At 42.7% G+C, this 15,341-nt stretch carries 11 protein-coding genes; 5 read left to right on the forward strand and 6 right to left on the reverse strand.

Annotated features, from left to right (window positions below):
* The first annotated feature begins 280 nt into the window (after positions 1-280).
* Together LX99_RS00235 and LX99_RS00240 are read left to right on the forward strand one after the other, a co-directional pair.
* Positions 281-1,159, forward strand: a complete 879-nt coding sequence (locus LX99_RS00235; protein ID WP_109605341.1) for a glycoside hydrolase family 25 protein — start codon at positions 281-283, stop codon at positions 1,157-1,159.
* 201 nt (positions 1,160-1,360) lie between these two features.
* On the forward strand, positions 1,361-1,777 hold the full coding sequence (locus LX99_RS00240; protein WP_245927812.1) for a winged helix-turn-helix transcriptional regulator: 417 nt from the start codon (positions 1,361-1,363) through the stop codon (positions 1,775-1,777).
* 46 nt (positions 1,778-1,823) lie between these two features.
* Here LX99_RS00240 and LX99_RS00245 read toward each other — a convergent pair whose 3' ends face one another.
* Positions 1,824-2,327 (reverse strand): inorganic diphosphatase, encoded by a 504-nt coding sequence (locus LX99_RS00245; RefSeq protein WP_109605344.1) that lies wholly within the window; start codon positions 2,325-2,327, stop codon positions 1,824-1,826.
* 10 nt (positions 2,328-2,337) lie between these two features.
* Positions 2,338-3,123, reverse strand: coding sequence for a mechanosensitive ion channel family protein (locus LX99_RS00250; protein ID WP_109605346.1), 786 nt, complete (start codon positions 3,121-3,123; stop codon positions 2,338-2,340).
* 168 nt (positions 3,124-3,291) lie between these two features.
* Here LX99_RS00250 and LX99_RS00255 point away from each other — a divergent pair, with 168 nt between their 5' ends.
* Positions 3,292-6,354: a glycosyltransferase family 117 protein gene (locus LX99_RS00255; protein WP_245927813.1), complete on the forward strand. Its 3,063-nt coding sequence runs from the start codon at positions 3,292-3,294 to the stop codon at positions 6,352-6,354.
* A gap of 131 nt (positions 6,355-6,485) precedes the next feature.
* Here the strand turns inward: LX99_RS00255 and LX99_RS00260 are convergent, their stop codons facing one another.
* The 3 genes from LX99_RS00260 to LX99_RS25470 all read right to left on the reverse strand — a co-directional run bounded on the left by LX99_RS00260 (position 6,486) and on the right by LX99_RS25470 (position 10,115).
* Entirely contained in the window at positions 6,486-7,391 is a 906-nt protein-coding gene (locus tag LX99_RS00260) for a metallophosphoesterase family protein (RefSeq protein ID WP_109605351.1), read from the reverse strand.
* Positions 7,392-7,585: 194 nt separating this feature from the next.
* Positions 7,586-9,859 (reverse strand): lantibiotic dehydratase, encoded by a 2,274-nt coding sequence (locus tag LX99_RS00265; RefSeq protein ID WP_109605353.1) that lies wholly within the window; start codon positions 9,857-9,859, stop codon positions 7,586-7,588.
* A 79-nt stretch (positions 9,860-9,938) separates the two neighbouring features.
* A complete protein-coding gene (locus tag LX99_RS25470; protein ID WP_170122579.1) occupies positions 9,939-10,115 on the reverse strand; it encodes a hypothetical protein in 177 nt (58 codons plus the stop codon).
* 121 nt (positions 10,116-10,236) lie between these two features.
* On the opposite strand from LX99_RS25470, the gene LX99_RS00270 reads away from it, so the two are divergent.
* Positions 10,237-11,346: a sensor histidine kinase gene (locus LX99_RS00270; protein ID WP_109605355.1), complete on the forward strand. Its 1,110-nt coding sequence runs from the start codon at positions 10,237-10,239 to the stop codon at positions 11,344-11,346.
* The gene (locus LX99_RS00275; RefSeq protein ID WP_109605357.1) at positions 11,333-12,061 is read left to right on the forward strand and encodes a LytR/AlgR family response regulator transcription factor; all 729 of its coding nucleotides are present in this window, start codon (positions 11,333-11,335) and stop codon (positions 12,059-12,061) included. Before LX99_RS00270 ends, LX99_RS00275 begins: the two co-directional genes overlap by 14 nt.
* Here the strand turns inward: LX99_RS00275 and LX99_RS00280 are convergent, their stop codons facing one another.
* Positions 12,062-15,043: a lantibiotic dehydratase gene (locus tag LX99_RS00280; RefSeq protein ID WP_109605360.1), complete on the reverse strand. Its 2,982-nt coding sequence runs from the start codon at positions 15,041-15,043 to the stop codon at positions 12,062-12,064. It abuts the gene before it with no gap.
* Positions 15,044-15,341: the final 298 nt, after the last annotated feature.

The following is a 15,341-nucleotide window of genomic DNA, read 5'->3' on the forward strand; positions in this document are numbered from 1 at the left end:
CTTGTAAGTTTACCTTACAAATATAAAAATTGATTTATCATCTTACTGTAAAACCGTTAATTGGTTTGATTCGGCAGATTTCGTTGATTTATTTTAATGATGTGATTGATTATTTTGATTTCACCGATTAGAAAAAGAAGTTGTAAAAATGGTTATTTGAACATGCCGCCATGAAAAATCAGTAAAATCAACATAATTACTCTTAAAATCAATCGTTAATAAAATCAGCGAAATCAACGTAATCTCCCTAAATCAACGGTTCTTTATTTAACTTTGTCCCGTGCCCCCTGCCGAAAAAAAGTCTGCCGCCAAAAAGAAAGCCCCGGCCCGAAAAAAGCCCGCGGCTAAAAAACAGCAGCGGGTGGTAATTTCTATCGATTGGATAATCGGGGTCGGTATTGTGTTGCTGATTGTACTTTCCCCATTTTATTATGGCTACGTTTTAAAAGTGGCCAGCGCTACCTGGCGCTGGATCGCTGATTCGGGCGAGGACGATACCCATTACCGCAAATACAAAAATTTCAACATCCACATTCCCGACGGCTACACCGTTCATGGCATCGACGTTTCATCGTACCAGGGCCGCATTAACTGGAAGCAGGTGAAAGCCATGCACGAAGGCGATGTGCATATCAGTTTCGCCTTTATCAAAGCTACCGAGGGTGTATTAAGTGTGGACCCTTATTTTCAGCGCAACTGGCGCGAGGCGCCCAAAGCTGGTATTATTTGCGGGGCCTACCACTTTTTTCTGCCGCAAAAAAGCGGTACCTGGCAGGCCAAATTTTTTCTGCAAACGGTTAAAACTGAAAAAGGCGACTTGCCCATGGTGGTTGATGTAGAACGCCTATACCGCGTTAAACCAGAAAAAATGCGCGAACAACTGGAAAGCTTTATTAAAATGATCGAGAGCCGTACAGGCATAAAGCCCATTATTTACACCAACCTCAAGTTTTACCAGGATTACCTGCAGGGATATTTTGATGGTTATACGTTATGGATAGCTCACTACTATCAGCCTAAACTATTGGTATCCAACAGCACCAACTGGAAATTCTGGCAGCACTCGGATAAAGCCCGGGTAAACGGCATTAACCATGTGGTTGATTTTAATATTTTTAAGGGGGATAGCACAGAGTTTGAGAAGTTATTGGTGCGATAGCGACTTATATTCCGGCTTAAGCATGCAAAGACGTCAGGACACAACGTTTTTAAGTATTTAGCTTTTTACAGCAAGCAATCACTAAATCAAATCATATCACCTTCCCTCTTTGCGCCCTGGCGACTTTGCGTGCCATATCAAACGCTGCGTTTCTGATTTAAAAAAGATATATTTGCTTTCCAAAAGATACCACTATCCTGAATGATAGCGAAAGCAATGGACGAAAACAATCCCCCAACCGAATATTCTAAGGAAACCTGCAAAGTCAGCGTAACTGCCGTGCGGGATACCCTTTATGTGCTTAACGGCAAATGGAAGTTACCCATGCTGGTAAGCCTGATTAATGGCCCCAAACGTTTTAAGGAATTACAGCGTGAACTGGAAGACATTACGCCCAAGATCCTCTCAAAAGAGTTAAGGGAATTGGAGTTAAATGGCTTTGTTACCCGCACGGTTTATGATACTACACCGGTAACGGTAATTTACGCCCGTACAGAATATGCCAATTCACTAAGCAAGGTAATTCAGGAAATGCGCGATTGGGGCATTCAGCACCGGGAACATATTAAACAAATGAGCCGCGAAGAAGCCGGAGCAAAAAAGCCTACGGCAGTTTAACTTTGTAAAACCGGTAAGGATATGCGGTTTTATCCTTGTCGCTTGGCTATTCCGGCTTTACTGTTGCCACCATTACCAGCTCCATAGCGCCCTCTGCGCCAAGCCGTTCCATCAATTTAAACTCTTTCGCTTCAAGGCGGCTGTAATTGGTAAAAAAAGCCTCGATCTGGTCGGTGAGCGCATGTGGTAACTGAGCGGCATCATGCAGATCGGTAAAGAACTTTGATACCAGCGGTACAGCCAGAAACCTGTCGTTACGGTAAGCGGTTCCATCCGCGCCGGTCTGTTCTACTTTAAAAGCCCCGATCAGCCTGCAATCTATTACACAACCAGGGAAGGTGCTTACTTCAGATATTACCAGCACATCCAGCGGGTCGCCGTCGCCGCCTATCGTATTCGGAATAAAACCAAAATCGAACGGGAAAACCATCCCGGCGGGCAGTAGTTTCTTTAGCCTGAACTGGTCGTTTGCAGCATCATAATTATACTTATGCCCACAACCTTTAGGCGTTTCCACAATTACGGTAATGTTGTTTCCTGTATTTTCCATGCTTGATGTCTTATAAACCCGGAATCTTTATCCCTGCGGCTTTGATATCCTGCAGCATATTTTCCTGCAAGGCCAGTTTAGTATCCTGGAAACCGTGAGCGTGTACCCAAACATTTACACCAACCCGGTAGCCATCCGGATCGAGCCCCGCTATACCGATACGGCGGTCGGGTGTTTCGAGGATATTTTTTGATTTATCGACAGATGAATTGATTACCGCCTTTACCTCGTTAAAATCAATATTGTTGGCAAATTTCAGTTCTATATCCAACCGGCGGGTCCCTTCACGGCTGGTATTGATGATTACCTCGTTAGATAGTTTGCTATTGGGCAAAATAACTATCCTGTTATCGAAGGTTTTTACAATGGTATAAAAGATCTGTATAGATGTAACCGAGCCCTCTAACCCCTGTGCTATGATATTATCACCAACGGCAAAGGGTTTAAGCAGCAAAATCAGTACGCCGCTCGCGAAGTTTTGCAAGGTACCCGAAAGCGCCAAACCTGCCGCCACACCAAAAGCGCCAACCAGTGCGGTAAACAGGGTAAGCTGTAAACCCATAATTTGCATTACGGCAAGTATCAGCAAAACACGCAATGCCACGCCCACCAGGCTTTGCAAAAAGGGTTTAATAGTGGCGTCGATCTCCTTTTTTTGCATATGGCCCTGCCACCATTTCAGCAACAGGTTAATCAGCCAAAGCCCTATAAATAATACCAATAACCCTATCACAAATCCGGGTCCGTTTCTGAAAACCCACGCGTAGGCCTGGTCGTAAAACTTTTCAATCTTCATAACTAAAGCTTTAAACTTTAAATAAATTATTATTGGTTAACGCCGACCGGGCGGGATGGTTTTATTTAACGGCCATTTAACACTTCGCCTCCCTAACTGTTAATAATTGTTAAAAGTGTTAAATTTCAACCAGTTGCATTAAATACCCTATACTTTAGTGTTAACTATTTGAAAAAACTTTACACTTTATCGATGACCTATAACAAAACCAACAACCTGCTGGGCTGGCTGTGTTTCACTATCGCTTCCCTTACCTACATCCTCACCCTCGAGCCGTCTGTAAGCTTTTGGGATTGCGGCGAGTTTATATCATGTGCTTATAAATTACAGGTATCGCACCAGCCGGGCTATCCGCTGTTTGCCATGATTGGCAAGGCTTTTTCATTACTCAGCATGGGCAACAGAAGCAAAGTGGCTTATTTCACCAACCTGGGTTCGGCTTTAGCGAGCGGTGCAACCATCATGTTTTTATTTTGGAGCATTACCACGCTTGCCAAAAAACTGCTTGTAGTTAAAGGCGAGCCGGTAAATAAAAATCAAACCCTGCAAATTATGGGCGCAGGCCTTACCGGTGCCCTTGCTTTCACGTTTACCGATACCTTTTGGTTTTCGGCGGTAGAAACTATCGTTTTCGCATGGTCTTCGTTATGTACCGCGGTTGTATTCTGGGCGATATTAAAGTGGGATACCGTTGCCGATGAGCCGCGTGCCGACAGGTGGCTGGTGTTTATAGCCTATGTTATCGGCCTTTCTATCGGTATCCACCTGCTTAATCTGCTCACTATCCCGGCGCTGGTAATGGTTTACTATTTCCGCAGGCATAAAAACATCAATTTTAAAAGCGGGTTAATGGCTTTTATCATCAGCATCCTGATCCTGGCATTTGTACAGTTTGGCCTACGGGGCTATACCATCAGCCTGGCGGCCCATCTCGATTTGTTTCTTATAAACACCCTCGGTTTGGGTTTCGGTAGCGGAGCCATGGTATTTTTTGCTTTGATCATAGTCAGCTTGATCCTGGGCATCCGCTACAGCATCCGCAGGCAAAAACACTATTTAAACGTGGGCTTGCTTTGCGTTGTGTTTGTTTACTTTGGCTATGGCTCGTTTGCATATATCCCTATCCGGGCGGCGGCGGGCACTAACCTCAACAACTCGCACCCCAGCGATGCCTTTACGCTTTACGAGTACCTTAACCGCACGCAGTACGGCGAAACGCCGCTGCTTAAAGGCCCTTATTTTGATGCCAAAATAACCGATGTAACTGACGGTACGCCCCTTTACCGCAAGGGCAAAAGCAAATATGAAGTAGCCTACAACAAACCAAACTATGTCTACGATCATACCACCCTGCTGCCCCGCATGTGGTCGACCGAGGAAAACACCACTTATGCCCAGGACGTTCAGTTTTACCGCGACTGGCTGCAACTTGGCGATAACGCCGCGCCCACCTTTGGCGATAACCTGCGCTGGATGTTCAGCTGGCAGATGAACCAGATGTACTGGCGCTACTTTATGTGGAATTTTGTGGGCCGCTATAATGATGACGATAACGAGGGCCAAACCAACATGCACGGCATAGGCGGCAACTGGACATCGGGCCTGTTCAACAACAGCAACAATACCCCCAAATATATCCTGAACAACGTTACCTATACCCCGCTGTATGCCTTGCCGCTGATGATCGGCTTAATTGGCATGTACTTTCAGTTCAAAAAACGTAAACAGGATGCGCTGGTTGTTATACTCCTGTTCTTTTTTACCGGATTGGCCGTTGTACTTTATGTAAACCAGCCATCTATACAGCCCCGTGAGCGCGATTACTCGTATGTGGGTTCGTTTTATGCTTTCGCGATATGGATAGGTTTAGGGTTGATAGCGCTGATCAATCTTATCCCAAAAAAAATAAATCCCCGCTTTGCTACTATCGGCGCAACCATTATTTGCCTGCTGGCCGGTCCGGTTTTATTAGCCAGTAAAGAATGGCGCAACCACGACCGGTCTACCAAAATGGCGGCGCATGATATGGCTTACAATTACCTGATCTCCTGCCCCAAAAACGCCATTCTGTTCGATCTGGGCGATAATGATACTTACTCATTATGGTACGATCAGGAGGTGGAAAACATCCGCCCGGATGTGCGCATTGTAAACATGAGCCTGTTAACCGGCGATTGGTCGGTTAGGCAAATGCAGCACAAAATAAACGAGGCCGATGCACTGCCCATTACGATGCCTTTTGATAAATATAAACTCGGCACCCGCGATGTGATCAGGTACAATGATGTGAAGATACCCGGCTACACAGAAGTAAAGGACATTTTTGACTTTATTACATCGGATGATAAGCGCACCCACGTGGAATACACCAACGGCAGCACCGAAAACTTTTTGCCCACCAAAAATTTCAAGCTTACAGTTAATGCCAATGATGTAATGAACAACAAGGTGATTACGCCCGAACAAAAAGGCTTACTAACTGATACCATGAAATGGCAGTTCCCGCCAAACTACATCACTAAAGAAAACCTGGCCATGATCGATATCCTGGCGCATAACAACTGGAAGCGCCCTATCTGCTTTACAACTTCTATCAGCCGGGCAAATATGATAGGTTTACAGCCTTACCTGTATGAAGAGGGTTTTACCTTCAGGCTGCTGCCGCTTAAAACCGATTCGTCGTTAAGCGATCAGCTTTCTAAAACCAACAGCCTGGTGATGTACAGCAACGTAATGAATAAATTCAGGTTCGGTAATTTTAAAAATGCCAGGTATCTCGATCAGCAGTCAACCCAGGTATTTTATCCGCAGCTGCTTTCTACATTTTCTGATCTTTCGCTTGGGTTGATTAAAGACGGGCACCCCGAACTGGCCCTGAAAACCCTGAAAAAATATGAAGAGGTAATGCCCGACATTAACCCTAACCTGCTGGCCGCACAAACCAAAATAACATTGGCAGATACCTCATACAAGTTAAAATACAGCAAGCTCGGCAACAAACTCATGAACAGCGTTCACGACTACATCACCGATCAGCTGGATTATAACTATCACCAATTACAACAGGATACCGGCAAACTTAACCCGCGGGAAGTGCAGATAGGCATGACCTTCCTCAACAACATGGCCGCCATAACGCGCGAAGGCCACCAGGACGCCCTGAGTAAACAAATGATTGCCCGGTTAACCGAATACGAAGGGAAATTTAAAAGTATCCTCCAGGTTAATTAATAAAAGTCATTGAGTCATTTGCTTCGCGTCATTATAGGTCATTAGGTCATTTGCTACGCGTTATTAGGTCATTTTTTTGATGCAAAGCAAAATGACTTAATGACCTAATGACGTGCAGCAAAATAACCTTCTTAGTAATTTACGTAACTTTCGTTAAAGGTGCCATCGGCGTACAGGTCAATTAAGCCGTAGCCTGGCGCGGTTTCACGGCGGTTGCCTTCCCACCAGGCGCCCGATACCGCGCCGTTGCATAGGTAAGTAACGTTGTTGTAAATTACCTTATCGCGCATATGCAGGTGGCCGCTCAAACACAGTTTTACGTTAGGGTGCTGATAAAACAGGTTAATGATCTTCGCGGTATCAGTATGCATATCACCGCCCAGCATAGTCCATTTGTTTACGATATCATCCTCAATCATGAGCAAAGCAGTAAGGATAGGTATGTGCGACATTACCATTACCGGCATATTAGCGTCGGTTGCTTTAAGCTCATCGCTTAGCCAGTTCATTTGTTCGTCGCCAAGCTTACCTATATACCAGGTGTTATCAATATCAAGATGCACACTATCCAGCACGATAATTTTCCAGCCACCTTTTAACATACTATAGTATGGCTTCGCCAGTTGCAGCTGGTCCATCGAGTATTTTTTACCATAAAGCGCCTGGCCTTTATCGTCTTCATACCACCATATATCGTGGTTACCAAGGCAATAATTAACAGGCAGGCTGCACTCATCTTTCATTATCTTATGCATCAGCTTCCATTGGTCATTAATAGTGCTGATGTTTTCCTTGTTCATATCAAACACCACATCGCCGCCATTAAGCACCAAATCAACCTTTGGGGTTTGCTGCTGCAGGTGGTGCAGGCATTTGGTAAAGCGGGCGGGCGCGTTAAACTTATCTTTCAGATGCACATCGGTAATATGCGCTATCCTGAGCGATGGTTTTCCGGGTTCATTCACATTACGACCAAGTACCAGCGAGGGAGCAAGCAGCAGGCCCCCTATATTTTTTAATGCCGTTCTTCTTTCCATATAGTTAACAGTAGCCTTGCCGCTTTAGTGGCAACGGCAGGTCAAAATTACATCCTGAGGTATATTTAGGGTAAAGATTTGATATTAAGCTTTTATTAACAAATAAAAGCTGTAAAAGCAAAAGCCTCCCTGTAAAAGGGAGACTTTATGTTGATTTGCGTAGGGAAGGTTAAAATATTTTTAGTTAAAAAAGCTTAATGCCTGCATGGCCCGTCGGGACGATACTGGCTTTTTGCATTAACAGTATAGTTAATATGACCGGAGGTATTCTGTTGCCGGGTTGAGTTGTAATAAAGAAGCAAAAAATCGTAAACAAACAATTCATGAACATCCTGTTTGGTTTTGAATAAACGATTGATGCTCATTTCAATAAGGTTGATTAAAAGCTGCGTCAGATTACGCGATGCGGATCCGTCTTTAATCAACCCGGTTAACAGCCCGGCTGCCGGTCGGTTGTTAAGGCTCCTGAACCGGAGCAGGTCTTCGCCGACAACGTCGCCACCTACTGCAAACAGCGCCTCTATCCTGTTGCGATAATGCCTGTATCTGAACGATAATTGACGGTTCAGCAGGTTATCCGAGCCATCATGCTCATCCGGATGGGATGATTGGGCAAGCTGCCGTACAATTGCTGTTTTTTGAGCAATATCGAGTTCAAAATCGTTTAAAAGCCGGTCTATAGACAATAAACCCCAAAGCCATCTCGCCTCGTCAAAATTTGCGGTCACATTCATTCGCGACAGCAGGCTGGCAATAGCGAGGCTGTCGTTAAAAAAAAGTTGTTCAACCAGTTCTATCGATGCCTCACCATAAAGTTCCAGTTCACGCTCGTAAGTATCAAACTGTACTTTCCAGATCTTTTTTGATTTTATTACTGCTGAAAAAGCAGTGTTAATACTTTGAATAACCCTGCCCAGCGCAAACACGGAAGTCAGGTGTACATTGAAACGGATATGGGGTTCAGGATCAGCATGGCGCACATAAAACCACTGATCGACCAGGTTTTCATGGTAAAGTTTTTTACTTAAATGAATCAGTTCGTTACCTATAATATTATCGGCGACTTTTAACCCGCAATAAAGCTTCACATACAGCCACTCATCGCCGGGAAAAAACTGTTTTTTGGCAATATCGGCATTCATAGGCGTTGTGCCGCCGTACATGCCAGCAGATCTTCTTTCGCCGCGTTTTAATACGGCCACAAACTGGTTTGCGTGTGCCGGTTCGTCTTTCCTTTTTAATATGATATTATTACTTTCGCCAATATACTCCTTCAATACAATGTGCTGTTGTGTTTTACAGCATGATAGCCAGGCTATAACTTCAAGCCTGTTATTACTGTGCACCACAAACTCGTTACCTTCATCATTATATGCAAAGATGGACGGCAGTTCATGATAGTTTAAAAACCGGCTCCAGGCGGCTTCGTAATCAATGGTAATGGCATGCCGCAGCTTCGCCATATCATCGCTTTTAATATACCATGTTTTTAAAGCCAGTATTACGTCTTCATAAACAATCCGGGGTGCTTTAGTTATCCCCAGTTCTGGTAGTACATCTAGGTTGATTCCCAATTGCTGATTGGTCTCCCGCTGCATCACGTCGTTTAAAAAGCGATAAATAGGCAAAATATCCGATCCGTAATTGGCTGCATGCGTTGTTGCGGGAATGATGCGGCGGTTGAGACTAATTGAGCGCAATATAACTTCGTTATCTCTAACAGCTACCATCAAATCGCGTGTATGCACAACGGGAAGTTCGTTCCCTTCGGCGCCGGTTACAGAAGCATGTATGCCGGGAAAAGCGCCAGAATCCAAATCTCCTAAACTATCTACCGGTGCACGGATAATTTTGGCTTGCAAAGCGGGAGAATATCTATGAGCTTCGCTTTCGTTAATCTCTTTTACAATTTGATTAAAACTTTTCTCAACATTGGCTAAACGGTTAAACATAGCGGTACCGGTCGGTTTACCGCAATGTTCAAGGTAAATCACAGGAGTATCATCATTCGAAATGCGGAACGTAACCGAAAAACCCGACGGCAAATTATGCTCATCATTAATGACTACAGGGCTTACCATAGCTTCGGGAATGTTAACAACCTCCAGGTCCGGATTATTTAGCACTTGGCTGATTAACCGGTTCGTTATATTGTTGTATTCTGAAACACCTGGATTTGCCGGGTTTTGCTTTTCTCTGCTATTGTGGCCATACCCAACACCGTTTTCCTGATCAATAGCCTGTATTAAAGGTATTTCCTGTTCATGGTAGCATTGCTTAAAGCGTTTTATAAAGTTTTCAAGATCGCACTGACAATGCCTCGGGGTGATACTATTTAACATATCAATGGCATTGAGCAACTTATCGGTGTACGCTTCATCAAGCGCGGCTTTACTGCCCCGCCTGAAATAGTCTACCTGCAAAAAGGTACCTTCCGAAACTTCACCCGTTAAGTTTTTTAAAATCATTGCTTTCTTGTTGTTCTTTATATTACACTATCAATACCGTTAAACTTCTTTAATAAAGCTGCCAGTCAAGGCCTGCTGATTAAAAAATACCGCTCACGGTGTTTGTAGTAACTGTTTCAGTAGGGAGACCGCCCATCATTCCGTTTAGGCCATCGTGATTGCTTCCTCTTAATTTGCCGTTAATGGCTATTCGATTAAGCACCTGTATTTTTTTTATTTGAATTTTGGGTAACGAAGCCTTGTCGTGATTTTTCATATTTTTAAACTTTTAACTGGTATGGATTACTATTTTTTAGCGCTAATGCTATAAATGTGGCTAGCATGCTTTTGCGGAAAAAAAAAATAGTACCAATGCCGGTTTCAGGCTGACGAAAACCATGGTGAGACGGACGAAAAAAAACGAACAAGCAAATTTTATGGTGGATAGCAGGAAGCTAAAAACAGTAGCCCGGCATTCTTTATTTTGGGTGATTTATATTTGTTATGAAAATCTTGCGGCCTTTATTGGTGGTCTTGGTATAAACATCAGCAGCACATTATCTGCGTTCGCCGTAAACATTGCAGACTTCTATATTTTTTGGGCATGTTACCAGATGCTGGAAAAAAAAATAAGGAAAAAAACGCTTTTAATAACAGCAATCGTTATTGTATCAATAGCTATTATCGCCATATCGGCTTATTTAAAGGTGTTGCTATCAATGCTGATCCTAAAGCAGCCGTTTTCGGTTGCCGGTAATAATGAACGTGCCGTAGCGATGAGTTCACGGGCTATTTACTTTGGTACCCTGGGTGTGGCTTACGGTTTTTTTAAACAAATCATATTAAAAGAGCGCGAAGCTGCACAACATAGGTTAGAAAAAGCGGTAATGCTTCAGCAACAGGAAAAACTGGAGAAACAGGCATTAAGGGCAGAGTTGAGTGTGATTAAATCGCAAATCAATCCACACTTTATCTTTAATACCCTGGGCTTTTTATATGGCGAAACTTATAAGAAACTGCCGGAGGTAGGTGAAACCATTATCACACTCTCCAATATTATGCGGCATGCATTAACCAAAAATGAAGACGGTTTTAGTTCTCTTGAAAGTGAGTTAGGTTATATCAAAGACTTCATTAAAATCCACGCCGCCAGGAGCCCTAACTTTTTCCTAAGCGTTAATATCGATACCGTAACAAGACCTTATAAAATAGTATCGCTGGTTTTGATAACGCTTATTGAAAACATGTTTAAACACGGTATATTTAACCAGAATACCAAAAAGGCGACTTTGAATATTACCATTAATGACGGATTATTACATTTTTATTCGCTTAATTATAAAGGCGGGAACAGCATGAACAAGATAGAATCGAACGGAATAGGCTTAAATTACATTAAGGAGAGGTTAACGGAGGAGTACGGGCAGAATTTTGAACTTTTGATTAACGAAACGCATAACAGCTACGAATGTAAACTTGTAATGCCTTTGAAATATGAAAGTAATTAATTGTATTATAGTTGAAGATGAGCAATATGCCATCAACATATTAACTGATTTTATATCAAAGGTTCCGTTCATTAATCTTGCAGAAACCTTCACCAACCCGATAGACGCTTTACTATATCTGAAAAGTAACCCGGTCAATCTGATATTTCTTGATATCAATATGCCGGAACTGTCAGGCATCGACCTGATCAAGTTACTTCCTAAAAACATGGAGATCATCATCACATCGGGCTATAGTGAGTTTGCAGTGGCCGGCTTTGAAAACAATGTGCTTGATTACCTGCTGAAACCCTACTCGTTCGACAGGTTTTTGCAGGGGGCACAAAAAGCGCTTGATAAATTGCTGCTGTTAAATACCAGCAAACCTGCACCTGTTAATGAACAGTCTGATTCTTTTTACCTGAAAACCGATCATGGCCGCATTGTACGCATCAACTTTAATGATATTATTTATATAGAAGGGCTTAAAAATTATTGCTCGGTATTTACCGAAAATGAGCGCCACATTTCGCTGGTGAGCATGAAAACGCTTGCCGACAACCTGCCTCAGCAGGATTTCGCCCGCACGCATAAATCATACATCATTGCTCTTAAACGCATAAAATCAATTGATGGCAATATGGTGATGTTTGATAAGATCAAGGAAAAGATCCCCATTGGCGTTACCTACCGCGATAGCTTTTTTGCACAGCTAAACAATAAAATGTTTAAATAACTAAAGCTTATTACGCGCTTTTTCTGATTTAAGGTACTTAAGCATAATACCGTATAAAATACACTCGTGCAGGCGCTGCCGGGTACTGAAGTAACGGTTAACCGCCATGTGGATCACGCTGCTTAAAAACTTATCGTTCCAGTCAACATGATAGCGTTGTAACAAGTTTGCTATGTTTTGTCGTTTTTCTTGCAGCAAATTATCATAAGCCAAAAGTACGTTATCCAGATTAGCGTGATATTTTCTAAACAACTGGTCTATTTGTATTTTAACCGCCTTGTCGTCAAATTCGGTTAAAAAATAGCTCAATCCTTTTTCAACAAATTTAATTTGCCGGTTAATATCGCCGCTCATCAGGTTCAGGTAATCCTTAATTAGCCAGAATATTAAAAACCAATCTTCCGTATCATACCGGTTGGTTTCCAGCAGCCTGAACACCTTACAGCAAAACAGGGTTTCGATACAAAACAAACCCTCGGCCTGCTCAATCTGGTTTCCGTATCGTTCCAGTTCCCGTACGTAGGTATCCAATTGAACTACATGCACCTGCCCGCTTATTAAAAATGGCGAAAGCACTTCCCTTATCGCCAGGTAAACATCCTGAAAGTCATCTTCTTTTAATAAATTAATCCTCACCCTGATATGATTGTCGGGATCATGATACCTGATAAAAAACCATTGCTTAATACTCACAGTGCCCGAGTGATCAAGCAGTTCGTTTAATCGCAAAATAATATTGTTGGCAATATTGCTGCTTAAATACAGCTTGATAAACAGCCACTCGCTTCCGGGAAAAAAGTTGCGTTGCAGGCTATTTTCAAAATACTGGAAGTAAGCCTGCTTTACCGGCCGTTCAAAATAAAAAGGCGCTACTAACTGGTGCGCGTGAGGCTGCTGACAAGGGCCTTTAACCACACTTTGATACTGTAAATGAATACACTCCGTTAAAATAAGCGTGGCACTTTGCTTTGCTATCTCCTTTGCAAAAACAGCCAGGGCAATTTCATTATTTACATCTACCAGTAATTCATTATCGCCTTTCACAATAAAGAACTTATCGGGCAATAGCCATTGTTCCCTGAAAGCTGCAAGCAACTCGCTAAATCTGGCCGGCTGTTTTTCGGCCCGGCAAAGTTCATTTAAAATAGCGGGCGTAAATTTCCAGGTGGCACGGTGCAGGATCAGGCCGTAAGCGGTTTCAACCCGGGGAAAAAAAACGAACTCTTTGGTAAGCCCTCCCCAGTTAAATGCCAAACCACCGTTACTATACTGATGCTGTATATCGCATAAAAAAGTATAAATAGGATGCTGTGAACGGTTATAGTTATAAGCGCTGCTCAGCCTTGGGATCACCTCCCGCTGATGCTTTTTCGAAAACAGCCTGAACGCGTTGTACTCCAGCTTAACATAAATGTCATCAAGCTGTAATACTGATTTTCCTTTGGCATCATCAATATAAGCAAGCTCGTGGGGCCAAAAAGGCGGGTGCGACATCACATTCAAAATCCGCTCCTCGGGCATATGAATTACTTCAGCAAACATTGCTTCCGGAAAGTTTTCTGTTTCTTTTCCCGCTATCTCCAAGCCAATTTTATAAATTTCTTCATCGGCAGTTGCAAAACGCGCTATCATACTCAAAGCGCCCGGACCGGTAACCCGTTCAAGAAACACCACATCGTTTTCAAACAACTGAAAAACTGCGCACATGGAAAATGGCAGGTTATCGCTACCGCGCTGCTTTGCAAAATTATCGGGTAAAGTAATATGGTAAATCCTGCCTGCCTTAGCCTCATTCAACAAATCCAGCATTTTAAAATCAAGCTCGGTGTATTCAACCTGAGCTCCCGCCGCTTCGCCGGTTGCGTATAGCCCCTCGGTAAACAGCGTTTCGTGTTCGTACCACTGGCCATACTCAATGCCTGTGTCCGTATCAAATACCTCTAATAAAGGTACACTTTGCTCTTCATAACGTTTTCTGAACCTGTTTTTAAACTGCTCAAGCCTCTTATTCAAACCAGGTGTGCAAAGGTTGTTAAGCAAGGTTATACCCTTTGCTATTTTAGCCTGTAAAGCGCTGTTAACTATTCTGCTTTCAAGCTGATCAAAACGTGTAATATGGATCTGGTCCTTCAAATCGCGCCCTGTTATTGTGCTTGTCAATTTTTCAACCCGCGAGTAAAATGAAAGCCAGTTAGCAGGCTGGCTACCGTAATTATCTCCGCCGTTCAATAAACCGATCAACTCACTTATGGTGTTATTTAAAGCCAGATCATCTGTTTGTTGTATAAATAATGGAAAATCAAAACCGATAACCGGCTCAAACGCCGGTTTAAGCAGCTGAACGTCTATCAAATCGTTTATAAATTCAAGCAAATCGTCGCGGTCAAATTCCGGAAAATGATCAAGTAGCTGCTGCCTGCTCCATATAGTATTGCCTACTGTTTCAATAATGTTATCAATAACCGGATTGGCATCTACCGCGCTAACCTGATAAATACGCTCTTTATCAATTACATGATACGTAATAAAGCGAATATCGTCGCCCACCTTATAAATAGTATTGTTAATTTTATAGCCAGCGTTCAGTTTATTGGCAGCTTCAATCTGCCTGGCAAGCTCAAAACTTACCACAGCATCAGGCGCTATATGCTTGCGGTACCTGCCGGTAAGCGTAATATTATTGCCCGTACCCCAGTTAACAGCAGCACAACCGGCAAACAAACCAAAAGGGGTGGCCCGGTTGCCCATGCGGGCCATGTATTTATAGAAGCTTGAAATCAGCTGCACCTCTTTCCCGCTGGCTTTTTCATTCCCTTCAAAAAATGCGTTTAATTCATTGTAAAGCGATTTACTGGCTATATAAATACTTTCTTTTATCAGCGGGTTATGCCAAAGCGCAACCAAAGTATTGTGATCAAGTTCTTGCCGGTATGATAATGCAGCCGAACGTAAAATTAAACCATTAGCAAAATTAACTTTCATCAGTAGCAGCAAAGTTCAGGTGGCGTAAATAGTGAAATTAGGTTAGTTTTATTTTATTCAGCTGTTAAAAAATACATATAATTATGTATATCCGATAATAAAAAAAGGGCAAAGCCTTTATCAGAACTTTGCCCCTTTGGGCTCAATTAACAAAGAAATGGATTTATAGCCACCATATAAAGTTAGCTTATATATTTCGGCAAACATAAGTTATAAAAATAAAAAACCAATATAGCACTATCATTATTTTCAACGAAAAATAAGTTAAATAACAGAATTATATTAGCGCCACCTGCGT

Origin of the sequence: Mucilaginibacter oryzae, from assembly GCF_003148845.1 — a bacterium.
Taxonomy (GTDB): domain Bacteria; phylum Bacteroidota; class Bacteroidia; order Sphingobacteriales; family Sphingobacteriaceae; genus Mucilaginibacter; species Mucilaginibacter oryzae.